This is a genomic window from Klebsiella aerogenes (assembly GCA_029027985.1).
Classification (GTDB): Bacteria; Pseudomonadota; Gammaproteobacteria; order Enterobacterales; family Enterobacteriaceae; genus Klebsiella; species Klebsiella aerogenes_A.
This window is the reverse complement of the sequence record CP119076.1, coordinates 3,473,059-3,496,127: the sequence shown is the minus strand read 5'-3', so window position 1 is coordinate 3,496,127 and position 23,069 is coordinate 3,473,059. Positions and strand designations below refer to the sequence as shown.

Genomic DNA, 23,069 nt, shown 5'->3' with positions numbered 1-23,069 from the left:
CTTACTCAGTGACGACCTCGTTACCATTAACGATGGTCTTGATGATTTTATAATCGCGGCTAAACGCGGTCAGGTTAGCGACCATACCCGGCGCAATGCTGCCGAGCTGCTTGTCCACGCCAATCGCGCGCGCCGGGTAGAGCGTCGCCATACGCAACACTTCGTCCAGCGCCACGCCGCAATGTTCAACGAGGTTGCGCACCCCTTCAATCATGGTCAGCGAAGAGCCGCTGAGGGTGCCGTTTTCATCAACGCACAGTCCATTACGGTAGTATATTGTTTTACCAGCAAAAATGAACTGGTCAATATTAGCGCCTGCCGGCGCGGTGGCGTCGGTAACCAGGCACAGTTTGTCGCCTTTCAGACGCTTGGCGTTACGCACGTTGGCGTAATCGACGTGCATCCCGTCGACGATGATACCGCAGTAAACGTCCGGCTCGTCGAAAATCGCGCCGGCCAGACCGGGTTCACGACCGGTAATATACGGCATGGCATTATAAAGGTGGGTCGCGAAGGTGATACCGGCGCGGAAGCCGATTTTCGCTTCTTTCAGCGTGGCGTTGGAGTGTCCGGCGGAAACAACGATCCCGGCGGCGACCAGTTTACGGATCACTTCCGGTTCGACACGCTCAGGGGCGAGGGTCACTTTGGTGATCACATCGGCGTTGGCGCAGAGGACATCAACCAGGGCGGTGTCCGGTTTGCGTACGTAATCGGGGTTGTGGGTGCCTTTCTTAACGATATTCAGCCACGGGCCTTCCAGATGCAGACCCAGCGCCTGGTTTGGATATTTTTGCAGGTATTCGCGCATCACGCGGATGCCCTGTTTCATCAGGTCATCGCTGGAGGTAATCAGCGTCGGCAGGAAGCTGGTGCAGCCGGAACGTTCGTTCGCTTTCTGCATAATTTCCAGCGTTTCGACGGTGACCGCATCCGGACTATCGTTGAATTGCACGCCGCCGCAGCCGTTCAGTTGGACGTCGATAAAACCGGGGGCAATTATCGCACCGTTGACCGAGCGCTGCTCAATGTCAGACGATAAATCTGCCTGCGGACAAATACGTTCGATAAGGCCATTGGCGATAACAACCGCATGGTCATCCAGAATTTCATGACCGGTATAAATCCGGCCTTGGGTTAATGCATACATTACGACCCCCGGTTATAAAAATAATTGTCCCGCGGATAACCGCAGGACGAGACTACATTACAGACCTTTGATGTTTTCAGCTTCTAATTCGTTGAAATACTTCAGCGTCTTCACTTTCAGTTCCATGGTGGACGGCTCGTCGCAGACGACAACCGCTTTCGGATGCAGCTGCAGACAGGTAATGGTCCACATGTGGTTGACGTTACCTTCTACCGCCGCCTGCAGCGCCTGCGCTTTCTGGTGACCCAGAACCAGAATCATCACTTCTTCGGCATCCAGTAGGGTGCCCACGCCAACGGTCAGCGCATATTTCGGCACCAGATCCACGTCGCCGTCGAAGAAGCGAGAGTTTGCCACGCGGGTGTCATGGGTCAGCGTTTTAATGCGGGTACGGGACGCCAGTGAAGAAGCCGGCTCGTTGAACGCGATGTGGCCATCGTTGCCTACACCGCCCATGAACAGGTGGATTTTACCGTAAGAACGGATTTTTTCTTCATAACGGCGGCATTCTGCATCGATATCCGGCGCATTACCATTCAGCAGGTTGATATTTTCAGCAGGAATATCAACATGGTCAAAGAAATTGCGGTGCATGAAGCTATGATAGCTTTCTGGATGCTCTTTCGGCAGACCGACGTACTCATCCATGTTGAAGGTCACAACGTGCTGGAAGCTAACCTGGCCTGCTTTATGCATTTCAACCAGCGCTTTGTAAGCGGTAAGAGGCGTACCACCGGTAGGCAGACCCAGTACGAACGGACGGTCCGCGGTCGGTTTGAAGGCATTGATGCGGTTAACGATATGACGGGCAGCCCATTTGCCTACTTGTTCAGCTGTTACCAGGGGAATCAGTCTCATTCTTCACCTCTATAGTTAAATTAGAACCTGGCGGATTGGCGCCAGCATACTATTAAGAGTATTGCAGCAACTGCGCCGACCGGGGTCAATCCGTGTTGATTTTTTGAATGATAAAATAAGTTTTCGATGTTAGCCAGTCGAAGGGAGGGGTAAATACGATATTTGGTGATTATAGTCACAAAAAATGCTGGTTTAATTTGCGATACGAATTAATTTTTCACACACTTTGCCGGTAAGTGATAAAACCGACCTTGTTACACAATAAAAAAGTGGCTTTGAAAATGAGCCTCATCGGGGTCTCATAGGGGGAATAAGATGAATATTTTAGGTTTCTTCCAGCGACTGGGTAGGGCATTACAGCTCCCTATCGCAGTGCTGCCGGTCGCAGCATTGCTGCTGCGATTCGGGCAACCAGATCTGCTGAACGTACCCTTCATCGCGCAAGCGGGTGGGGCAATCTTTGACAACTTAGCATTGATCTTCGCCATCGGCGTCGCGTCAAGCTGGTCCAAAGATAACGCGGGTTCTGCGGCGCTGGCGGGCGCAGTAGGTTATTTCGTGATGACCAAAGCCATGGTCACCATCAACCCGGAAATTAACATGGGCGTCCTGGCGGGTATCGTTACCGGTCTGGTCGCTGGCGCCGTTTATAACCGTTGGGCCGGCATTAAACTGCCAGACTTCCTGAGCTTCTTCGGTGGTAAACGTTTCGTTCCTATCGCCACCGGCTTCTTCTGTCTGGTGCTGGCTGCCATCTTCGGCTACGTCTGGCCGCCGGTGCAGCACGCTATTCACTCTGGTGGTGAATGGATCGTTTCTGCGGGCGCGTTGGGTTCCGGTATCTTCGGTTTTATCAACCGTCTGCTGATCCCGACCGGTCTGCATCAGGTCCTGAATACCATCGCCTGGTTCCAGATTGGTGAGTTCACCAACGCGGCCGGCGCGGTCTTCCACGGCGACATCAACCGCTTCTACGCCGGTGACGGCACCGCGGGGATGTTCATGTCCGGCTTCTTCCCGATCATGATGTTCGGTCTGCCGGGCGCGGCATTGGCGATGTACATGGCTGCACCGAAAGAACGTCGTCCGATGGTTGGCGGTATGCTGCTGTCCGTTGCGATCACCGCGTTCCTGACCGGTGTAACCGAGCCGCTGGAATTCCTGTTCATGTTCCTGGCTCCGCTGCTGTATCTCCTGCACGCTATCCTGACCGGTATCAGTCTGTTCATCGCAACGGCGCTGGGTATCCATGCAGGCTTCTCCTTCTCCGCAGGCGCTATCGACTACGTGTTGATGTACAGCCTGCCGGCAGCCAGCAAAAACGTCTGGATGCTGCTGGTGATGGGCGTGGTGTTCTTCTTCGTTTACTTCCTGCTGTTCAGCGCGGTTATCCGCATGTTCAACCTGAAAACGCCGGGTCGTGAAGATCAAACTGACGACGTCGTCACTGAAGAAGCCAACAGTAATACTGAAGAAGGTCTGACTCAGCTGGCGACAAACTACATCGCCGCGGTAGGCGGTACCGATAACCTGAAAGCGATTGATGCCTGTATTACCCGCCTGCGTCTGACCGTAGTCGACTCGGCGAAAGTTAACGACGCAGCATGTAAACGCCTGGGCGCATCCGGCGTGGTGAAACTGAATAAACAAACCATCCAGGTCATTGTTGGCGCGAAAGCGGAATCCGTTGGCGACGCGATGAAGAAAGTGGTTGCCCGTGGTCCGGTTGCCGCAGCGGCTGCATCGACTGGCAGCGCTCCAGCTGCTGCGACTGTGGCAAAACCGCAGGCGGTCGCGAATGCCAAAACCGTAGAAGCGCTGGTTTCCCCGATTACCGGTGAAGTGGTTGCGCTTGAACAGGTGCCGGACGAAGCCTTCGCCAGCAAAGCGGTCGGCGACGGTATCGCGGTGAAACCGACGGATAAAATAGTTGTTGCGCCGGCGGCGGGTACCGTGGTGAAAATCTTCAACACTAACCACGCGTTCTGCCTCGAGACGGATAACGGCGCGGAAATCGTCGTCCACATGGGCATCGATACCGTGGCGCTGGAAGGTAAAGGCTTTAAACGTCTGGTCGAAGAAGGGGCGGAAGTGAAAGCGGGCGAGCCGATTCTGGAAATGGATCTGGACTTCCTCAATGCGAACGCCCGCTCGATGATAAGTCCAGTGGTCTGCAGCAACAGCGATGATTACAGCGCGCTGGTGATTCAGGCTACGGGCAACGTCGTCGCCGGTCAAACGCCGCTGTTCGAGATTAAAGGCAAGTAAGGCTCCTGAGTAGAGTTTTGCCTCAGCGGCGGAGGAATAACCTCCGCCGCTTTTTTATGGTTTTTATCCCGTCTGCTCCAGTTGAATGGCGTTTTCTTGCAGCCAGAATTGATGAATCTCCGCTTTTAGCCAGTCGCGAAAATAGATAATGCGTGACAGGTTCTCCTTCCCGGGCGCCGTCTCCAGCCAGTAACCGTTCTCACTTTGCAGCTCGTATGGCGAGATTTGCACCAGTAACCCGGCATCAAGCTCTTTGCGGATCATCATCACGTCGAGGACAGCATAGCCTGCCCCGGTTACGCAGGCATTGATCACCTGATCCTCGGTGCTGAATTCGAGCCCGCCAAAGGTCGCGGTATTGGCCTGTCCGCAGCCTTCCTGCCAACGTTCCCAGTTATCCAGCCGGGCGTCGCCGTTGAGGATATGTAGCTGCGGCTGGTTTTCTGGGGGAGGGAAAATACCGTTAATCATCAACAGCGGACTGGCGACCAGCACCAGACGTTCATGACATAACCATTCTCCCTGCAGCTGCGCCTGACGAGGCGTGCCAAAGCGTACGGCGCAATCAAAATCGCAATACTTCTGCCGGGTTTCGCTGACCAGCGCGATTTGTAGCTGGTTGTTGCGCTGGCGAAGAGTAACCAGCCGCGGCGCCAGCCAGCGGGTGGCGAAGGTCGGGGCGACCTGTAAACGCAGGTGTTGCAGTGGATTACGCAGCTGAATCTGGGCAATGCCATCCTCCAGCATATCCAGAGACTGCCGCACGATTGGCAGCAGCATCGCAGCGTCCTGAGTCAGCTGTAAGCCGCTGTGATGACGGACAAACAGCAATTTGCCAAGAAACTCCTCCAGATGTTTGACCTGCCGACTGGCTGCGCTCTGGGTAATGCAGAGCGTCTGGGCCGCTTTACTTAAACTCAGCGTGCGGCAGGTTTCTTCAAAAATACGCAGAGCGCTGAGCGATGGCAGTTTTCTCACAATAGGGTGCCTTTGGGTTGTTGCTTTGTTGTTACCAAATAGTGGAGTTCTCTGTTATGAGGCTATGACTATTTATCAGAAAGAAGAAGGCGATCACATGCTTTTTACTCATAGGGGTATGCCAAGAACTCGCTCGCCAGTCATGGGGTTTGTTGTCATGTTGTTAACCGAAAGAAAACATAAAAAACACATATACCCTACAAACAAACTCAGCTCCTGAGGGAGGAAGAGTCATGCAACAACTAACACAACAAGCCGTACGGATGGACGATGTTCCACTCAACCGTTTTCACTTGAAAATCGCCGGCCTGACGTTTGGTGCGCACTTTACCGATGGCTATGTGCTGGGCGTTATTGGTTTTGCCCTGGCGCAAATTAAACCGCAAATGGCGCTTACGCCGTTTCAGGAGGGCATGTTGGGCAGTTCCGCCCTGATAGGGCTGTTTATTGGCAGTCTGGTGCTGGGCTGGATCTCGGATTATGTGGGGCGGCAGAAGATCTTCAGCTTCAGTTTTGTGGTGATCACGCTGGCTTCCGCCGCGCAATTCTTTGCCACTACGCCGGAACAGTTGTTCTATCTGCGGGTGTTGGTGGGGATTGGTTTAGGGGGCGACTTCTCGGTAGGTCATACCATGTTGGCCGAATTTTCACCACGTAAACACCGCGGCGTGCTGCTGGGGTCGTTCAGCGTGATCTGGACGGTTGGTTATGTCGCCGCTGGGTTTGCGGGGCACTTCCTTGCGGATATGGGGCCGGATGCCTGGCGCTGGCTGCTTTCTTCCTCCGCCGTGCCGGCATTAATCATTCTTCTGTGCCGTATTGGCACGCCGGAATCACCACGTTGGTTGATGGGGAAAGGGCGTCGTCAACAGGCGATGGCGATTGTGCATCGCCATCTTGGGCCTCATGTCCTGCTGGTGGATGAAGATATTGTGGTGTCGCGTCAGCGGTTTATGTCGCTGTTTGGGCCAAAATATCGCCGCCGTACCGCGTTTAACAGCCTGTTTTTTGTCTGTCTGGTTATTCCTTATTTCGCTATTTACACCTTCTTACCATCGATTTTATCGGCGATGAAACTTGACCAAAGTTTCGGCACTGATCTCCTGCTGAATGGCCTGCTGATTGTCGGCGCCATACTCGGCATCGTCCTGACGGCGGTGTGCTCGCGGCGGGGCTTTTTAATCGGCGCATTTATATTCCTCGCCGTCTGTCTGACTCTGATGAGCCTCTTATCCGCGCATCATACCGGGTTGATTATTGTGCTTTTTGCAGCCTTTACCCTGGTGATGTCGGCGGTGAGCAATCTCGTTGGCGTCTTCCCCGCAGAGAGTTTTCCAACAGAAGTCCGTTCGATGGGGGTGGGATTCGCCACATCAATGAGCCGACTGGGATCGGCTATCGGTACCGCCTTTTTACCCCTGTGTATCGTGCATTTTGGTCTGTCTGTCACCATCGGCATTCTGGCGCTGGTTTTGGTTCTCGGCACCATCGTCTCCCTGGCCTGGGCGCCTGAAACCAAAGGGTTAACCCTGGTTGATGCCGCCCATGACCCAAAAAAACACGCGGGATCACGCGCGGCGATTCCGGCTAAATAACAATGTTGAAGGAGTTATTCATGGAAATGTATATCGGCGAAGGTTTTGAAGGCAGCGGCATTAACGCCTCACATATCAACATCATGATTGGCCCGCGCAGCGGCGTGGTTGGTCAGGCCTTTTCCACAAGTCTGGCATCGCCAAGCCAGGGACACTGCCCGTTTATGGTCGTGATTAAACCGAATATTCCGGCAAAGCCGATGACCCTTTACGTCAATAAGGCCGAAATTCAGGGCGAAGTCCACGCTAACGCGACCTGGGGCGCTTCGCAGGCAGCCATCGCCAAAGCGGTAACTGAATCACTGCTGGAGGGCATTTTACCGCCGCAGGCGGAAGATGAATGGTGCATCGTGACGGCGAATTGGGTCAACCCTGGTTGTGACGATCTGGACGAGGTGTATCGCAATAACTATCGCGCCTGTCGCAATGCGATTTATGCCGCGATGAACCGTCTGCCCGCGCGCAGCGAGATCGCCGATGTGGTGACGCAGCCGAGCAATCCATTCTACACCCCGAAAGCCTGAGGAGTTTTACCATGCAATATATACATCTTGGCCAGAGTGGTTTGAAGGTATCGCGTTTGTGCCTGGGAACCATGAACATGGGGAGCAAGCAATGGAAACCGTGGATTTTCGATGAGGCGCAAAGCGAGCCGCTAATCCGTCATGCACTCGAAAGCGGCATTAACTTTATCGACCTGGCGGACTTTTACTCCAGCGGCGCCGGGGAAGAGGTGGTAGGCCGGATCGTTTCCCGTATTGCGAAACGTGATGAGCTGGTGTTAACCACAAAAGTGGGTTATCCCATCGGCGGCGGAGTGAATAACCAGGGACACTCGCGCAAGCATATTATGGACAGTATTGATGCCAGCCTGCGACGCCTTGGCACCGACTATGTTGATGTCTATATGCTGCACTATTTTGACGTGAATACTCCCGTTGAGGAGACCTGGGCGGCGATGGATGCGATCGTCCGCGCCGGTAAAGCGCGTTATGTCGGCGTGTCCACGATGTACACCTGGCAGCTGGCAAAAATCCTCTGGTGCTGCGAGCGTAATGGCTTTACGCGGCCGATCAATATGCAGCTGCAGTTGAATTGCGCTTATCGAGAAGAAGAACGCGAAATGATCCCGTTTTGTCGCGATCAAGGGTTGGGCGTCTCCGTGTTCAGTCCGCTGGCGCGCGGGTTGTTGAGCTGTGATTTTAACTCAACCCGCAATAAAACCGACTTTTTCACCCAGGAAATGTATGCCGACAGCGCCTCGGTGCAAATCGCGCAATCCGTGAGTCGGGTCGCAGCCCTGCGTGGGGTGTCGCCGGCGCAGGTAGCGCAATCCTGGGTACTGAATCATCCTGGGGTTGACTGCATGCTGGTTGGCGCGGATACCGCCAATCAAATTGACTGCGCCATTGCGGCAATGGAAACCTGGCTTAGCGACGAAGAACGTTTTGAGCTGGAGCGCAACTATACGCCATGCGATGTGATTAATGATTATACCGCGGGTAAACGGATCTCGCGGGATGGTCGCCCGGCGCAAGGGATTTTCATTGATGAAGTCAATATAAGGAAAACAGCATGAGTCGCTTTCAAGAGTTAGTCAGAACGGGGTGGTATTGCCAGGGAGAGTGGCGCGAATTGGACGCGCGCTACCCGGTAATTAACCCGGCTTCCGGGGACGTTGTCGCCCAGGTGGCGCAGGCTGGCAGACAAGAGACGTTAAGCTCTATTGATGCCGCAGGGCAAGCGCTGACGACCTGGCGGGCGCTGACCGCGAACGCGCGGGCGAAAATTCTGCAGCGTTGGTATCACCTGATAATGGAAAACCAGCAGGCGCTCGCCGAACTGGTGGTGGCGGAACAAGGCAAGGTTCTTAGCGAGGCGATGGGCGAAGTAGCCTATGCGGCGAGCTTTATTGAATGGTTTGCTGAAGAAGCGAAACGCGCCTACGGTAAAACGATCCCGGAAACGAAATCCGGCAACCGAATCATGACCTTCAAAGAACCGGTTGGGGTCGTCGCCGCCATTACGCCATGGAATTTCCCTCTGGCGATGTTGACACGCAAGCTGGGGCCAGCTCTGGCGGCAGGCTGCACAGCGGTCATTAAACCCGCCAATGAAACGCCGCTATCGGCTTTTGCGCTGCTGGTGCTCGCGGAGCAGGCAGGCGTTCCGCCCGGGGTACTGAATGCCGTGACGGGCGACACGCAGGCTATCGGCGAAACGTTGATGGCCAGTCCCATCGTGCGAAAAATATCGTTCACCGGATCCACCGCGACGGGAAAATTGTTAATGCGCCAGGCCGCGGACACGGTGAAAAAGCTGTCTCTGGAGTTGGGCGGTAATGCGCCGATGATTATTTTCGACGATGCGGATGTCGATGCGGCGATTGCCGGCGCGATGGCGGCGAAATTCCGCAATAGCGGGCAAACTTGTGTCTGCGTGAACCGCTTTTATGTGCAGAGCGGTATTTACGATACCTTTGTCAGCAAACTGACGGCGGCGGCGAACGCGCTGGTTGTATCGTCAGGCATGACCCCGGGAGCACAGCAGGGGCCGCTCATTCATCCGCAGGCGGTCGTTAAAGTTGAGACCCATATCCGTGACGCTCTGGATAAAGGCGCGAGATTGTTGTGCGGCGGCGAACGTCATGTTCTTGGCGGATCGTTCTTTCAACCGACGGTGTTGGGCGAGGCGACGGAAGCAATGCTTATCGCCCAGGAAGAAACCTTTGGTCCGGTTGCCGCCTGCTTCCGTTTTGATTCCGAAAACGAGGTTATCGCTCGGGCGAACGATACGCCATATGGTCTGGCGGCGTATCTCTATACGCGGGATCTGGCGCGCGCGTTCCGCGTTGCCCGTCAGTTGGAAAGCGGTATGGTCGGTGTTAATGAAGGGATCCTCTCGACGGAGGTGGCGCCGTTTGGCGGTGTGAAAGAGTCCGGTTTGGGTAGGGAAGGGGCGGATATTGGTCTGGAGGAGTATCTTGAGACAAAGTACCTGAACCTGGGGCAGTTGCTTTGAGCATCGCGCGCTTATTTATAGCCCGGGTTATTACCCGGGCTTTCTCCGTGTTGATTTCTAACAATTCGTGAGTTTTCTTCAACTAATAGTTGTCACTCATCTCTGCTTGTAAGATCATGTGCCGTTATACGTTGTTTACGCTTTGAGGAACCCGTGATGAGTGAGGCTGAAGCCCGCCCGACTAACTTTATCCGTCAGATCATCGATGAAGATCTGGCTACCGGTAAGCACACCACCGTTCATACCCGCTTCCCGCCGGAACCGAACGGCTACCTGCACATTGGCCACGCGAAATCCATTTGCCTGAACTTCGGTATCGCGCAGGATTATCAGGGTCAATGTAATCTGCGTTTCGATGACACCAACCCGGTGAAAGAAGATATCGAATACGTAGAGTCGATTAAAAACGACGTGCAGTGGTTAGGTTTCCACTGGTCCGGCGACGTATGCTACTCCTCTGATTACTTCGATCAGCTGCATCAGTACGCGGTTGAGCTGATCAACAAAGGTCTGGCCTACGTAGATGAGCTGTCTGCCGACGAGATCCGCGAATACCGTGGCACCCTGAAAGCGCCGGGTAAAAACAGCCCATACCGCGATCGCAGCGTGGAAGAGAACCTCGCATTGTTCGAAAAAATGCGCAGCGGCGGTTTCGAAGAAGGCAAGGCTTGCCTGCGTGCGAAAATCGACATGGCGTCGCCGTTCATCGTGATGCGCGATCCGGTGCTGTACCGTATTAAATTCGCTGATCACCACCAGACCGGCAATAAGTGGTGCATCTACCCGATGTACGACTTCACCCACTGCATCAGCGATGCGCTGGAAGGCATTACCCATTCGCTGTGTACCCTGGAGTTCCAGGATAACCGTCGTCTGTACGATTGGGTGCTCGACAACATCAGTATTCCGGTTCATCCGCGCCAGTATGAATTCTCGCGCCTGAATCTCGAATACACCGTGATGTCCAAGCGTAAGCTGAACCAGCTGGTGACCGAAAAGCACGTTGAAGGCTGGGATGACCCGCGCATGCCGACCATTTCCGGCCTGCGTCGTCGCGGCTATACCGCTGAATCCATCCGTGAGTTCTGCAAGCGTATTGGCGTGACCAAGCAGGACAATACCATCGAGATGGCGTCGCTGGAATCCTGCATCCGCGAAGATCTGAACGAAAACGCGCCGCGCGCGATGGCGGTTATCGATCCGGTTAAACTGGTTATCGAAAACTACCCGCAGGGCGAAAGCGAAATGGTGGCGATGCCGAACCATCCGAATAAGCCGGAAATGGGCAGCCGCGAGGTGCCGTTTAGCGCTGAGATTTGGATCGATCGCGCAGACTTCCGTGAAGAAGCTAACAAGCAGTACAAGCGTCTGGTGCTGGGTAAAGAAGTACGTCTGCGCAACGCCTACGTCATCAAAGCGGAACGCGTTGAGAAAGATGCAGAAGGCAATATCACTACAATCTTCTGTACCTACGATGCGGACACCCTGAGCAAAGACCCGGCCGATGGCCGCAAGGTTAAAGGCGTTATCCACTGGGTGAGCGCAGCGCATGCGCTGCCGGTTGAAATCCGCCTTTACGATCGCCTGTTTAGCGTACCGAACCCGGGCGCGGCGGAGGATTTCCTGGCGGTGATGAACCCGGAATCGCTGGTTATCAAACACGGTTTTGCTGAGCCAAGCCTGGCGCAAGCGCAGGCGGGCAAAGCTTATCAGTTCGAGCGTGAAGGTTACTTCTGTCTCGACAGCCGCTATGCGACCGAGAGCCATCTGGTGTTCAACCGCACGGTGGGTCTGCGCGATACCTGGACTAAAGTCGGCGAGTAATTTGCTTGCCCATTTAAGAAACGCCGCGCAATGCGGCGTTTTTTTATCGCAGAATCAGTGGATTAAAAATCGATATTTTTTCGATGCGAATTAATTTTATTAAAAACCCTTAATATTTCATCCCCTTCTCAGTTGTCGCATTTACATTTAACCGTTTCAGCTTTCGAGCGACTTCGATTTTTTTCGATATAACCATGATTTATCTTCGAAATAGATGAGGAGTAAGCCTGTAACAAAAAGACATAAATTATGTGCGCTTTGTCATAATCTTAAGCTTTGCTCTGCGAAAGAGATTGATAATTCGCGTCACGAAAAATAGTCTATCCATAGTGGTTTCGCGGTCTTTTAACCGCACCGCTTTTAGCACTTTTCTTTATTTATTTTTTAGCGAGTTGCCTTTGGCAATCGCAATTTTAAAACGTCAAAGAGGATATGCACATGCGTACGTTTAGTGGCAAACGTAGTACGCTGGCGTTGGCTATTGCCGCCGTCACCGCGATGTCGGGCTGGGTTGTTGTTCCGCAGGCCAGCGCAGCAGGATTTATCGATGATTCAACGTTAACCGGCGGCATCTATTACTGGCAGCGTGAACGCGACCGTAAAAATGTCGAAACCGATAAATACGAAACGAACCTTTCCCATTCCACCTGGAACGCCAACCTGGATTTCCAGTCCGGCTACGCAGCCGATATGTTCGGTATTGATATTGCCGCCTTTACTGCGATTGAAATGGCGGAAAATGGCGACAGCGGCCACCCGAACGAAATTGCCTTCTCCTCCAGCAACCGCGCCTACAGCGAAGATTATTCCGGCGATAAGAGCGGGATTAGCCTGTATAAAGCGGCTGCTAAATTTAAATTCGGCCCGGCGTGGGCGCGTGCAGGTTATATTCAGCCGACGGGACAAACACTGCTGGCGCCGCACTGGAGCTTTATGCCTGGTACCTATCAGGGGGCGGAAGCCGGGGCTAATTTCGATTATGGCGATAACGGCGCGTTGAGTTTCTCCTATATGTGGACAAACGAATATAAAGCGCCGTGGCATATCGAGATGGATGATTTCTACCAGAACGATAAGAAAACTAAAGTCGACTATCTGCACTCCCTTGGCGCGAAATATGATTTTAAAAATGACCTGGTGCTGGAAGCCGCATTCGGCCAGGCGCAAGGTTATATCGATCAGTATTTTGCTAAGGCCAGCTACAAATTCGATATTGCCGGTTCCCCGCTGAGCACCAGCTATCAGTTCTACGGTACCCGCGATAAAGTCAGCAACGGCGGCATTAACGATATCTATGACGGTACCGCATGGCTGCAGGCGATCACCTTCGGCTATAAAGCCGCTGACGTGCTGGACTTGCGCCTGGAAGGAACCTGGGTTAAAGCTGAAGGCCAGCAGGGTTACTTCCTGCAGCGTATGACGCCAACCTATGCTTCTTCCAACGGTCGTCTCGATATCTGGTGGGATAACCGCTCCGACTTCAATGCCAACGGCGAGAAAGCGGTCTTCTTCGGTGCGATGTATGACATGAAAAACTGGGATATGCCGGGCTGGGCGTTTGGCGCTTCCTATGTTTACGCCTGGGATGCGAAACCGGGCAGAATGGCTACCCCGGATGCTTACTACGATCCTAACTACCGCCTGAAAGAATCTGCTTATAGCCTTGATGCTATCTACACCCTGCAGGATGGCCGCGCGAAAGGAACGATGTTCAAACTGCACTTCACGCAATACGACAACCACTCCGATATCCCAAGCTGGAGCGGCGGTTACGGCAACATCTTCCAGGATGAGCGCGACGTGAAGTTCATGGTTATCGCACCGTTCACTATTTTCTGATGCCTGTGCGGCGGGCGTAAGCGTACGTCTGCCGCCCCTCCGGGAGAACCACTATGAAAAAGCTGCTGCTCATCGCCATGATGACATCGGGTCTGGTTGCCTGCGCACAATCGCCGGCGCCAAAAGAAGATTCCAAACTCAAAGATGCCTATAGCGCCTGTATTAACACGGCGGAAGGTAATCCGGACAAAATAGAAGCCTGTCAGAGCGTGCTGAATGTGCTGAAAGAAGAGAAGCCGCATCAGCAGTTTGCGACGCAGGAGAGCGTCAGGGTGCTGGACTATCAGGCGTGTATTCAGGCGACGCGCACCGGTAATGACCAGGCGGTCAAAGCGCGCTGCGATAAAATCTGGCAGGAGATCCGCAGTAATAACACCCGGCCCTGATGGGGCTATCGACATAAAAAAAGCCAACCCTTGGGTTGGCTTTTTGCTGCCTGCGATACGATGGGTTATTTACCCGCCGCGTCGTGGGCGTGTTCGTCTTCGCGGCAGTCGCCTTCCGCACAGTGACCGTACAGGTACAGGCTGTGGTTGGTTAAGCGGATACCGTGCTGAGCGGCGATTTCACGTTGGCGGGACTCGATAGAGTCATCGCTGAACTCGATCACTTTGCCGCAATCGAGGCAAATCAGGTGATCGTGGTGATGCTGCTGGGTCAGTTCGAATACGGATTTACCGCCTTCGAAATTATGACGCGTCACGATGCCAGCATCGTCGAACTGGTTCAGCACGCGGTAAACGGTAGCCAGACCAATCTCTTCACCCATGTCGATCAGGCGTTTATATAAATCTTCCGCACTGACGTGATGGTTATCCGGTTCCTGCAACACTTCCAGAATTTTCAATCGTGGAAGTGTGACTTTCAGGCCAGCCTTCTTTAATGCGATATTGTTGTCAGTCATGCGGAATCTGTCCTGTTGCTAAAGATCGGCTTCCTTAAAGGGAAGCAATACAGAGAATCACCCGATGTAATGCGTCTCATTATAGAACTGCCACTCTGAAATGAAAACCGCAAGCATCGCGCCTTGTAAGCTGTCAAAAACGAATTACCAGCTACAAACTGTGTCACGTGACCTCGTGAATAAGAGGACATTGTACAGATATGTGATGAAAAGTTAAAAACTTGTAGCTATTAGTTTGATTGCTTTTATCTATTAACTCAGCGCAACTTAATCAGCTGCGCCGTTTGAAACTCAGGCGTTCTTGATTTCTTCCAGGTGCAGCTCGTCGGAAATCTGCTTCACCCACTTCTCAACGCGTTCGTTGGTCAGTTCTGGCTGACGATCTTCATCAATGGCCAGGCCAACAAAGTGGTCATCGTCCGCGAGGCCCTTAGAGGCTTCGAAGTGGTAGCCTGCGGTCGGCCAGTGGCCCACGATGGTCGCGCCGCGAGGTTCAATGATGTCGCGGATGGTGCCCAGTGCATCGCAGAAGTATTCAGCATAGTCTTCCTGGTCGCCGCAGCCGAAGACGGCTACCAGCTTACCGTTGAAATCGATCTCTTCCAGCGTCGGGAAGAAATCGTCCCAGTCGCACTGTGCTTCGCCATAATACCAGGTCGGGATGCCAAGCAGCAGAATATCGTGGCCTTCCAGATCTTCTTTGCTGCTCTTGGCAATGTCGTGAACATCAGCAACATCTTTACCGAGCTGCTTTTGAATCATTTTTGCAATATTTTCGGTGTTGCCGGTGTCGCTGCCAAAAAAGATGCCGATGATTGCCATGAGTAAAATAACCTCTTGAAACTTAATGATGTGGTAGTGGCGTTATGCCTACAGATAACGGCAATCATAGCAGAACAGGGAAGGGCGCGGAAACAGCAATAACGTCCTGGTGCACACTCTGCTACATGAAAGCGATTTTTTTGCGTTTTTTCAGACTTCGCCCTGGTTACGCAGGCAGGCCAATTGGTGCATCAGCATCTCTTCGATAAGATCGCTACGGCTCATATCGCGGGCTTCCGCCAGTTCATTGAGCGCGTCGACCGCATCAGCATTGAGCTTCAATTCAACGCGCTTCAAGCCGCGAACTTTGTCGCGTTTGAGCTGATTGCGCTTGTTGATGCGCAGCTGTTCATCGCGCGAAAGCGGATTGGTTTTTGGTCTACCCGGGCGACGCTCATTTGCGAACAAATCTAATGTCGTTCGGTCCGTTTGTTCTTTTGCCATGATTCAGAGTGACTTCGGGGAAACAAGCTGCCGGGCCATAGCCGGCGCAGATAGCGCGCCATAATACATCAGGCGAACCGTCGCGCCAACGACCGCGGGCATTATGCCGCGCGGTCGGGCATTTTTTAGCCATTCAGGCTTCAATTGCGCTCAGATAACGGCGAATTGCGCGTAAAACCGCCTCGGGTTTCTCGGCGTGAACCCAGTGGCCGGCTCCGGCAATGACGTGGGCGCGAGCCTGCGGGAACTGCGCCAGCAAGGCGTCACGGTATTCATCGGTCACATAAGGCGAGTTGCCGCCGGGGATAAACTGCGCGGGATGCGGCCAGGCCGGAACGTTTTCCCAGCCGACGATATGCGGGTATTGGTCCCACAGGGCCGGAACGTTAAAGCGCCATGCGCCGCCGACGAACGATTTTAGCAGGAATTGGATCACCCCTTCTTCATTAAGATGCTCGCGCATGACCTGCGCTGCCTGTTGGCGAGTGCTGGCCGCTGATTCGCTGACGGCATTGATAGCCGTAAAGATCTCATCATGGCGGCGGACGTGATAATCCACCGGTGCGATATCGATGGCTACCAGCCCGGTAATACGCTCCGGCGCCAGCGCGGTCAGCGCCATGACCGCTTTCCCCCCCATCGAATGGCCAACAAAGGTTGCTTTATCGATCTGATGCGCGTCGAGAGTATCCAGCAGATCCTGCGCCATCGCCCGGTAGGTCATCTCCGGCGAACGCGGTGATAAGCCATGATTGCGCATATCGACCTGCAAAATATCGTAGTCGGCGACCAGGTCGCGGGCGAGGATCCCAAGGTTGTCCAGGCTGCCAAACAGGCCGTGGACCAGGACGATTGGGGATTTATTGTGCGGGTTTTGTGCAGATTGCGCTCGGCTATTTAATTTCATGGCAAAGTTCTTTTTTTCGCTCCGTCGGGTTAGGGTATTATGTTGGACATTCTGCCATTAGGCTGCAAGACCCGGAAGCATTCTGAGTTTTTCCGCCATCCTGGTTTGACGCTATTCGCGGTCGGGATTTGTCCTATGTCCAATGGCTTTGCGCTGCGGCGTGAAAGACAGCGGATATAAATCCCGACGACTTGTATTCAGAAACAAAGAAATCGCACTGGATTAAGATGAAAACAATCGAAGTTGATGATGAGCTCTACCGCTATATTGCCAGCCACACTCTGCATATTGGCGAGAGCGCATCCGACATTTTACGGCGCATGCTGAAGTTTTCCGCCGTTTCCCAGCCTGCATCTGGCGCGCCAGCGGTGAAAGCCGCGTCGGCGCCTGCTTCTGCGGCGGTGCCTGTCGTCGACGCTAAGCCTGCCAACCCGGTTAAAGATAAAGTTCGCGCGATGCGCGAATTGCTGTTATCTGATGAATACGCCGAACAAAAGCGCGCGGTGAACCGCTTCATGCTGGTTTTGACTACGCTTTACTCGTTAGACAGTAAGGCATTTTCAGAAGCCACTGAATCTCTACACGGACGGACCCGCGTATACTTCGCCGAAGACTCACGGACGCTGCTGAAAAGCGGTAACCAGACTAAACCGAAACAGGTTCCGGGTACGCCGTGGTGGGTTATTACCAATACTAATACCGGCCGTAAATGCAGCATGATCGAACACATCATGCAGTCAATGCAGTTCCCTGCGGAGCTGATTGAAAAGGTTTGCGGCACGATCTAGTTAATTAAACTTTGCACCAGAAGGATCAGGCAATGGCAATCGATAAACGTGCGGGTCAGCCGGCACAACAGAGTGATTTGATTAACGTCGCCCAACTCACGGCTCAGTACTATGTACTGAAGCCGGAAGCGGGTAATGCGGAGCATGCGGTTAAGTTCGGCACCTCCGGCCATCGCGGTAGCGCAGGGCGCCACAATTTCAACGAGCAGCATATTCTGGCGATTGCGCAGGCGATTGCGGAAGACCGTGCGAAAAACGGCATTACTGGCCCATGCTACGTAGGTAAGGACACCCACGCATTATCCGAACCGGCGTTCATTTCCGTGCTGGAAGTGCTGGCGGCGAATGGCGTTGACGTGATCGTTCAGGAAAACAACGGTTTCACCCCGACGCCGGCGGTTTCCAATGCGATTCTGGTGCACAACAAAAAAGGCGGCCCGCTGGCGGACGGCATTGTGATCACCCCGTCACATAACCCGCCGGAAGATGGCGGTATCAAGTACAATCCGCCAAACGGCGGCCCGGCTGATACTAACGTCACTAAAGTCGTCGAAAACCGTGCCAACGAACTGCTGGCTGCCGGTCTGCAGGGCGTGAAACGTCTTTCTTTTGACGCCGCGTTGGCTTCTGGCCACGTTAAAGAGCAGGATCTGGTGCAGCCGTTTGTCGAAGGGCTTGCGGATATCGTCGATATGGCGGCTATCCAGAAAGCCGGTCTTAAGCTGGGCGTCGATCCGCTGGGCGGTTCCGGTATCGAATACTGGAAACGCATCGGCGAGTATTACAAACTGGATCTGACCATCGTGAACGATCACGTTGATCAGACGTTCCGCTTTATGCACCTCGATAAAGACGGCGCGATCCGTATGGACTGTTCCTCAGAGTGCGCGATGGCGGGCCTGTTGGCGCTGCGCGATAAGTTCGATCTGGCCTTCGCCAACGATCCGGACTACGACCGTCACGGTATCGTGACCCCGGCTGGTTTGATGAACCCGAACCACTACCTGGCGGTGGCGATCAATTACCTGTTCCAGCATCGCCCGCAGTGGGGCAAAGACGTTGCTGTCGGTAAAACGCTGGTCTCCTCGGCGATGATTGACCGCGTCGTTAACGATCTGGGCCGTAAGCTGGTTGAAGTGCCGGTAGGCTTTAAGTGGTTCGTTGATGGTCTGTTCGACGGTAGCTTCGGCTTCGGCGGCGAAGAGAGCGCCGGGGCCTCGTTCCTGCGTTTCGACGGCACGCCGTGGTCCACCGATAAAGACGGCATCATCATGTGTCTGCTGGCGGCGGAAATTACCGCGGTAACCGGTAAGAACCCGCAGGAGCATTACAATGAGCTGGCGGAACGCTTCGGCGCGCCGAGCTACAATCGTCTGCAGGCTTCAGCGACTTCTGCGCAGAAAGCGGCGTTGTCTAAGCTCTCTCCGGAAATGGTCAGCGCTGACACGCTGGCGGGCGATCCGATCACCGCACGCCTGACGGCGGCGCCGGGCAACGGCGCTTCCATCGGTGGCCTGAAAGTGATGACCAAAAACGGTTGGTTTGCGGCCCGTCCATCCGGCACCGAAGACGCCTACAAAATTTACTGCGAAAGCTTCCTTGGCGAAGAACATCGCAAGCTGATTGAAAAAGAAGCGGTAGAGATTGTCAGCGAAGTGCTGAAAAACGCGTGATCCTGATTACCCCGGCGGCCTTAACAGGCTGCCGGGTTCTTGATTAATTCCATTCCCTTCAAGGCATAAAACGATAACCAATACCGGTTTCCGTCAGCAGATGCTGCGGACGCGCCGGGTCTACCTCCAGCTTTTGCCGCAAGTGCCCCATATAAATCCGCAGATAGTGACTATGCTCCACGGCGTTAGGCCCCCACACCTGATTCAGCAGCTGGCGCTGGGTGAGTACTTTGCCGGGGTTATTCAGCAACGCTGCCAACAGGCGAAATTCAATCGGCGTCAGGTGAATTTCTTCACTGCCGCGCACGATACGGCGGGCAGGGATATCAACGGCAATATCGGCAAAACGGACGACCGGCTCATCAGCCTGGGCGCTGCCGTGGCGGCGCAGCGCGACGCGCAGCCGCGCTTGTAGCTCGCCGATACCGAAGGGTTTGCTTAAATAATCGTCTGCGCCGGCATCAAGGGCGGCAATTTTGTCGTGTTCTTCGCTGCGTGCCGACAGGACGAGAATCGGCATTTGGCTCCACTGGCGGACTTCGCGGATAAAATCATTACCATCACCGTCCGGCAGGCCAAGGTCGAGGATCGCTAAGTCGGGTTTGCGGGTGGCGGCTTCGAGCAGCCCGCGCTGCAGGGTTTCGGCTTCAAAAACGCGCATGCCGTCGGCTTCCAGCGCGGTGCGCAGAAAGCGGCGGATAGCGTGTTCGTCTTCGATGATCAAAACGTTAATCACATTTCCTCGACTAACTCTTCCAGTTCAGGGGGAGCTTCTTGCCGCAGTGTAACACGGAAACAGGCGCCGCCCTCCGGCCGGTTCATTGCGGTAATAGTTCCGCCATGTACTTCGACAATGGCCCGGCAAATCGCCAGTCCCAGACCAACGCCGGGAATGGCTGACTCTTTATTACCGCGGGCGAATTTATCAAAGATAGCCTGTTCCTGACCTGTCGGGATCCCCGGGCCGTTATCCCAGACCTCGACGACCAACTGTTGCGCATCGGCCTCGGCGTGAATACCAATCTGCGCCTGCGCGCCCGCATATTTATGCGCGTTCTCCAGCAGGTTGATCAGCACGCGTTCAAACAGCGGGCCGTCAACGTGTACCAGCAGCAGCGGATCCGGCAGCGCCAACTGGATATGCTGACCGCCGAGCCCCGGCTCCAGCATTCGCAAAGCGCTACCGATGACCTCTTCCAGCGTTAACCATTCTTTATGTAGATTAAAACCGCCAGACTGGATGCGCGCCATATCCAGCAGATTGTTAACCAGTCGGGTGGTGTTGAGCACATGTTGACGGATTTCATTCGCCTGCGGCGCATGCTTCGATCCTTCGCTGGCGAGATCGAGCGTGAGGATCTCCGCCTGGCCGAACAGTATCGTCAGCGGGGTACGTAGATCGTGGGAGAGGGCGGCCAGCAGGGAGTTACGCAGGCTTTCGCGTTCGCTGGTCAGCCGCGCTTGTTCCTCGCTGGCGGTGAGGGTCAGGCGTTCAAGGGCGCTGGCCACCAACAGGGTGAAGGTTTCCAGCAGTCGTTGTTGCTCCGGGATCATCAACTGACGTAGATTCTCCGGTTCGACCACCAGCAGTCCCCAGGTGCGGGCGGCGCTTTGCAGCGGCAGAATTTGATACGGCACGCCAGGAAGCGTGTCGGTACCGGCGCCGGCAGGTTGGCCTTTATCAAAGCTCCAGCGGGCAATCGCATCATCCCACGAGAAAACGCCGGACGGCTGGGTCAGGGGGCGCAGATGCCCGTGTTCATCAGGCAGCAGCAGCTGGCTGCGAGCCTGGAAAGTGGAGGTAATAAAACGTTCGCTGGTGGCGGCGATATCTTCGCGGCTGCGGCCGACGGCCAGCGCTTTTGACATTTCATACAGATGGCGGGTGCGGCGTTCGCGATAGCGCGCGACCCGCGCCTGATAGCGGACGCCAGCGGTCAGGTTGCCGATAACCAGACCGACGGTCAGCATCACGCCGAAAGTCAGCAAGTACTGGACATCGGAAACCGCCAGCGTGCCGCGTGGGGCGACAAAAAAGAGATCGAAACTGATGACGTTGACAAAGGTTGCCAGTACCGACGGCCAGCGGCCATACAGCAGGGCAATAATCACCACCCCAAGGAGATACAACATCACCAGGTTGGTGGCTTCAAAGGCCATCAGCCACTGCATGGCGACGACAGTGATAATGGCGCATAGCGCCACGGCCAGCAGACAGCCCTTCAACTGCTGGCGCCATTTATCGACCGCTGAACGCGTGTCGTTGGCGCGAGCGGGAAGGGAAGCTGGTTTTTCATCCAACGCGATGACGACCAGATCGAGGTCTGGAGCATGGCGCGCCAGACGGTCGGCAAAACCCGCTCTCTCCCACCAGCGGCGTTCCCCCTGGCGGCCAATCACTATTTTGCCGAGGTTGTGTTCGCGGGCGTAGTGCAGAACCGCTTTTTCTTCCGACGGATCGGAAAGGGTCGCGGTCTCGGCGCCCAGTTCCTGCGCCAGTCTTAGGGCGGCGAGGATCGCCCGTCGCTTGCTCTCCGGCAGGCGGTGCAGAGAGGGCGTTTCGACGTAGACTGCGTGCCAGACGCTGCCCAATCGTGCGGCCAGACGGGCGGCGGCGCGCACCAGTTTTTCGCTGCCGGTATTGTGGCCGATACATAACAAAATCGCGTCGCGGGTATGCCAGACTTTCTCTTGCCCCTGACGGTCGCGCCAGGCGCGCATCTGTTCATCCACCCGGTCGGCGGTACGGCGCAGCGCCAGTTCGCGCAGGGCGATCAGGTTACCTTTGCGGAAGAAATTCTCGATGGCGCGCTCGGCCTGACCGCCGATATACACCTTGCCCTCGTTCAGGCGCTGACGCAGATCGTCCGGCGGGAGGTCCACCAGTACGACATCGTCGGCGGCGTCAAAGAAGGGGTCGGGGACGGTTTCGCGGACCTGCACGCCGGTGATCCCGCTGACAACATCATTGAGGCTTTCGAGATGCTGGACGTTGACGGTGGTGAAGACGTCGATACCGGATTCCAGTAGCTCCTCGACGTCCTGCCAGCGTTTGGGATGGCGCGAACCCGGCGCGTTGCTGTGCGCCAGTTCATCGACCAGAATCAGCGCCGGGCGGCGCGCCAGCGCGGCATCGAGATCAAACTCGTGGACATAGCGTCCGCGATGGGAAATTCGCCGCTGCGGGAGGGTACCCAGCCCCTCCAGCATCGCGGCGGTCTCTTTGCGGCCGTGGGTTTCCGCCACGCCGATCAGAATATCTAACCCCTGAGCGCGTAGCCGCTGCGCTTCCGCTAACATCGCCCAGGTCTTACCGACCCCGGCGCAGGCGCCGAAAAACACCTTCAACTTGCCGCGATGCGGCGCGGCGGTTTGTTGCAGCAGGCGGTCAGGGTCCGGACGCAGCGGCTCGTCACTCATTTATTTATCCTTCAGGGCATCCAGCGCCATATTCAGTTGCAGTATATTTACCACAGGTTGACCGAGAAAACTGAGCAACGGTTTCTGCGTCGCTTTTTCGACCAGTTGCTTAACCTGGTCGTCGCTAAGCTGGCGAGCCCTGGCGACGCGTGGTACCTGCCATAACGCGGCGGCAGGGGTCAGATTATTATCGAGCCCGCTGGCCGACGCGGTGACCAGTTCCACCGGTACTGTCGGATTAGCATCCGGGTTGGCGGCGCGTAGCGCCTGTACCCGTTCGCTAATTGCTTTATCCAGCGTCGGATTGCTGACGGCGAGGTTGCTGCCGCCGGAGGCTAGCGGGTTGTCCGGTACCTCGGCGGTGGCGGAAGGGCGACCGTGGAAGTAGCCCGCATCGGTAAAGTTTTGCCCAATCAGGCTGGAGCCGCGCACCTCGCCGTTAATGCGGATCAGCGAGCCGCTGGCCTGCTGTGGAAACCACCACTGGCCTAACGTGGTGGTGAGCAGCGGGTAAAGACCGCCGGTAAGCAGGGTTAGCAAAATAAATAGCACAAGTGCCGGACGAATCAATGACATGG

At 55.0% G+C, this 23,069-nt stretch carries 20 protein-coding genes and 1 pseudogene; 10 read left to right on the top strand and 11 right to left on the bottom strand.

The window, feature by feature from the left end:
* Position 1: 1 nt before the first annotated feature.
* Positions 2 to 1,150 carry an N-acetylglucosamine-6-phosphate deacetylase gene (nagA, locus tag PYR66_16605; protein ID WEF26918.1) on the bottom strand — a complete coding sequence of 383 codons (1,149 nt, stop codon included), beginning with the start codon at positions 1,148 to 1,150 and terminating at the stop codon, positions 2 to 4.
* A gap of 57 nt (positions 1,151 to 1,207) precedes the next feature.
* Positions 1,208 to 2,008 carry a glucosamine-6-phosphate deaminase gene (gene nagB / locus PYR66_16600; GenBank protein WEF26917.1) on the bottom strand — a complete coding sequence of 267 codons (801 nt, stop codon included), beginning with the start codon at positions 2,006 to 2,008 and terminating at the stop codon, positions 1,208 to 1,210.
* A 315-nt stretch (positions 2,009 to 2,323) separates the two neighbouring features.
* On the opposite strand from nagB, the gene nagE reads away from it, so the two are divergent.
* Positions 2,324 to 4,276 (top strand): PTS N-acetyl glucosamine transporter subunit IIABC, encoded by a 1,953-nt coding sequence (nagE, locus tag PYR66_16595; protein ID WEF26916.1) that lies wholly within the window; start codon positions 2,324 to 2,326, stop codon positions 4,274 to 4,276.
* Between the two features lie 63 nt (positions 4,277 to 4,339).
* Here the strand turns inward: nagE and PYR66_16590 are convergent, their stop codons facing one another.
* Positions 4,340 to 5,254 (bottom strand): LysR substrate-binding domain-containing protein, encoded by a 915-nt coding sequence (locus tag PYR66_16590; GenBank protein WEF26915.1) that lies wholly within the window; start codon positions 5,252 to 5,254, stop codon positions 4,340 to 4,342.
* 233 nt (positions 5,255 to 5,487) lie between these two features.
* On the opposite strand from PYR66_16590, the gene PYR66_16585 reads away from it, so the two are divergent.
* The 5 genes from PYR66_16585 to glnS all read left to right on the top strand — a co-directional run bounded on the left by PYR66_16585 (position 5,488) and on the right by glnS (position 11,694).
* On the top strand, positions 5,488 to 6,849 hold the full coding sequence (locus PYR66_16585; protein ID WEF26914.1) for an MFS transporter: 1,362 nt from the start codon (positions 5,488 to 5,490) through the stop codon (positions 6,847 to 6,849).
* 20 nt (positions 6,850 to 6,869) lie between these two features.
* A complete protein-coding gene (gene fae / locus PYR66_16580) occupies positions 6,870 to 7,373 on the top strand; it encodes a formaldehyde-activating enzyme (GenBank protein WEF26913.1) in 504 nt (167 codons plus the stop codon).
* An 11-nt stretch (positions 7,374 to 7,384) separates the two neighbouring features.
* Positions 7,385 to 8,428, top strand: a complete 1,044-nt coding sequence (locus tag PYR66_16575) for an aldo/keto reductase (GenBank protein ID WEF26912.1) — start codon at positions 7,385 to 7,387, stop codon at positions 8,426 to 8,428.
* Positions 8,425 to 9,870 (top strand): NAD-dependent succinate-semialdehyde dehydrogenase, encoded by a 1,446-nt coding sequence (locus PYR66_16570; protein ID WEF26911.1) that lies wholly within the window; start codon positions 8,425 to 8,427, stop codon positions 9,868 to 9,870. Before PYR66_16575 ends, PYR66_16570 begins: the two co-directional genes overlap by 4 nt.
* Before the next feature lie 156 nt (positions 9,871 to 10,026).
* Positions 10,027 to 11,694 carry a glutamine--tRNA ligase gene (gene glnS / locus PYR66_16565; protein WEF26910.1) on the top strand — a complete coding sequence of 556 codons (1,668 nt, stop codon included), beginning with the start codon at positions 10,027 to 10,029 and terminating at the stop codon, positions 11,692 to 11,694.
* Positions 11,695 to 11,944: 250 nt separating this feature from the next.
* On the opposite strand, the pseudogene PYR66_16560 reads toward glnS, so the two are convergent.
* Positions 11,945 to 12,022 (bottom strand): annotated as a pseudogene (locus PYR66_16560) (methionine synthase).
* Positions 12,023 to 12,132: 110 nt separating this feature from the next.
* On the opposite strand from PYR66_16560, the gene chiP reads away from it, so the two are divergent.
* Both chiP and chiQ read left to right on the top strand, forming a co-directional pair.
* On the top strand, positions 12,133 to 13,533 hold the full coding sequence (chiP, locus tag PYR66_16555) for a chitoporin (protein WEF26909.1): 1,401 nt from the start codon (positions 12,133 to 12,135) through the stop codon (positions 13,531 to 13,533).
* A 53-nt stretch (positions 13,534 to 13,586) separates the two neighbouring features.
* A complete protein-coding gene (gene chiQ, locus PYR66_16550; GenBank protein WEF26908.1) occupies positions 13,587 to 13,919 on the top strand; it encodes a ChiQ/YbfN family lipoprotein in 333 nt (110 codons plus the stop codon).
* A gap of 65 nt (positions 13,920 to 13,984) precedes the next feature.
* Here the strand turns inward: chiQ and fur are convergent, their stop codons facing one another.
* From fur to ybfF, 4 genes are all read right to left on the bottom strand, one after another.
* On the bottom strand, positions 13,985 to 14,437 hold the full coding sequence (gene fur, locus PYR66_16545) for a ferric iron uptake transcriptional regulator (GenBank protein WEF26907.1): 453 nt from the start codon (positions 14,435 to 14,437) through the stop codon (positions 13,985 to 13,987).
* 291 nt (positions 14,438 to 14,728) lie between these two features.
* Positions 14,729 to 15,259: a flavodoxin FldA gene (gene fldA / locus PYR66_16540; protein WEF26906.1), complete on the bottom strand. Its 531-nt coding sequence runs from the start codon at positions 15,257 to 15,259 to the stop codon at positions 14,729 to 14,731.
* 150 nt (positions 15,260 to 15,409) lie between these two features.
* Entirely contained in the window at positions 15,410 to 15,703 is a 294-nt protein-coding gene (gene ybfE, locus PYR66_16535; protein ID WEF26905.1) for a LexA regulated protein, read from the bottom strand.
* Positions 15,704 to 15,836: 133 nt separating this feature from the next.
* On the bottom strand, positions 15,837 to 16,610 hold the full coding sequence (gene ybfF / locus PYR66_16530) for an esterase (GenBank protein WEF26904.1): 774 nt from the start codon (positions 16,608 to 16,610) through the stop codon (positions 15,837 to 15,839).
* A gap of 227 nt (positions 16,611 to 16,837) precedes the next feature.
* Here ybfF and seqA point away from each other — a divergent pair, with 227 nt between their 5' ends.
* On the top strand, positions 16,838 to 17,398 hold the full coding sequence (seqA, locus tag PYR66_16525) for a replication initiation negative regulator SeqA (GenBank protein WEF26903.1): 561 nt from the start codon (positions 16,838 to 16,840) through the stop codon (positions 17,396 to 17,398).
* Positions 17,399 to 17,430: 32 nt separating this feature from the next.
* The gene (gene pgm / locus PYR66_16520; GenBank protein ID WEF26902.1) at positions 17,431 to 19,071 is read left to right on the top strand and encodes a phosphoglucomutase (alpha-D-glucose-1,6-bisphosphate-dependent); all 1,641 of its coding nucleotides are present in this window, start codon (positions 17,431 to 17,433) and stop codon (positions 19,069 to 19,071) included.
* 58 nt (positions 19,072 to 19,129) lie between these two features.
* Here pgm and kdpE read toward each other — a convergent pair whose 3' ends face one another.
* From kdpE to kdpC, 3 genes are read right to left on the bottom strand one after another with little or no spacing between them, the layout of a single operon-like run.
* Positions 19,130 to 19,807, bottom strand: a complete 678-nt coding sequence (gene kdpE / locus PYR66_16515) for a two-component system response regulator KdpE (GenBank protein WEF26901.1) — start codon at positions 19,805 to 19,807, stop codon at positions 19,130 to 19,132.
* Positions 19,804 to 22,491 (bottom strand): two-component system sensor histidine kinase KdpD, encoded by a 2,688-nt coding sequence (gene kdpD / locus PYR66_16510; GenBank protein WEF26900.1) that lies wholly within the window; start codon positions 22,489 to 22,491, stop codon positions 19,804 to 19,806. Before kdpD ends, kdpE begins: the two co-directional genes overlap by 4 nt.
* Complete coding sequence (gene kdpC, locus PYR66_16505) at positions 22,492 to 23,067, bottom strand: potassium-transporting ATPase subunit KdpC (protein WEF26899.1); 576 nt, start codon at positions 23,065 to 23,067, stop codon at positions 22,492 to 22,494. It abuts the gene before it with no gap.
* Positions 23,068 to 23,069 lie beyond the last annotated feature (2 nt).

Excerpts from the sequence above, each read along its gene's own strand:
- nagA (WEF26918.1), bottom strand. The coding sequence starts at position 1,150 with ATGTATGCATTAACCCAAGGCCGGATTTATACCGGTCATGAAATTCTG.
- nagB (WEF26917.1), bottom strand. The coding sequence starts at position 2,008 with ATGAGACTGATTCCCCTGGTAACAGCTGAACAAGTAGGCAAATGGGCT.
- nagE (WEF26916.1), top strand. The coding sequence starts at position 2,324 with ATGAATATTTTAGGTTTCTTCCAGCGACTGGGTAGGGCATTACAGCTC.
- PYR66_16585 (WEF26914.1), top strand. The coding sequence starts at position 5,488 with ATGCAACAACTAACACAACAAGCCGTACGGATGGACGATGTTCCACTC.
- fae (WEF26913.1), top strand. The coding sequence starts at position 6,870 with ATGGAAATGTATATCGGCGAAGGTTTTGAAGGCAGCGGCATTAACGCC.
- PYR66_16575 (WEF26912.1), top strand. The coding sequence starts at position 7,385 with ATGCAATATATACATCTTGGCCAGAGTGGTTTGAAGGTATCGCGTTTG.
- PYR66_16570 (WEF26911.1), top strand. The coding sequence starts at position 8,425 with ATGAGTCGCTTTCAAGAGTTAGTCAGAACGGGGTGGTATTGCCAGGGA.
- glnS (WEF26910.1), top strand. The coding sequence starts at position 10,027 with ATGAGTGAGGCTGAAGCCCGCCCGACTAACTTTATCCGTCAGATCATC.
- chiP (WEF26909.1), top strand. The coding sequence starts at position 12,133 with ATGCGTACGTTTAGTGGCAAACGTAGTACGCTGGCGTTGGCTATTGCC.
- chiQ (WEF26908.1), top strand. The coding sequence starts at position 13,587 with ATGAAAAAGCTGCTGCTCATCGCCATGATGACATCGGGTCTGGTTGCC.
- fur (WEF26907.1), bottom strand. The coding sequence starts at position 14,437 with ATGACTGACAACAATATCGCATTAAAGAAGGCTGGCCTGAAAGTCACA.
- fldA (WEF26906.1), bottom strand. The coding sequence starts at position 15,259 with ATGGCAATCATCGGCATCTTTTTTGGCAGCGACACCGGCAACACCGAA.
- ybfE (WEF26905.1), bottom strand. The coding sequence starts at position 15,703 with ATGGCAAAAGAACAAACGGACCGAACGACATTAGATTTGTTCGCAAAT.
- ybfF (WEF26904.1), bottom strand. The coding sequence starts at position 16,610 with ATGAAATTAAATAGCCGAGCGCAATCTGCACAAAACCCGCACAATAAA.
- seqA (WEF26903.1), top strand. The coding sequence starts at position 16,838 with ATGAAAACAATCGAAGTTGATGATGAGCTCTACCGCTATATTGCCAGC.
- pgm (WEF26902.1), top strand. The coding sequence starts at position 17,431 with ATGGCAATCGATAAACGTGCGGGTCAGCCGGCACAACAGAGTGATTTG.
- kdpD (WEF26900.1), bottom strand. The coding sequence starts at position 22,491 with ATGAGTGACGAGCCGCTGCGTCCGGACCCTGACCGCCTGCTGCAACAA.
- kdpC (WEF26899.1), bottom strand. The coding sequence starts at position 23,067 with ATGTCATTGATTCGTCCGGCACTTGTGCTATTTATTTTGCTAACCCTG.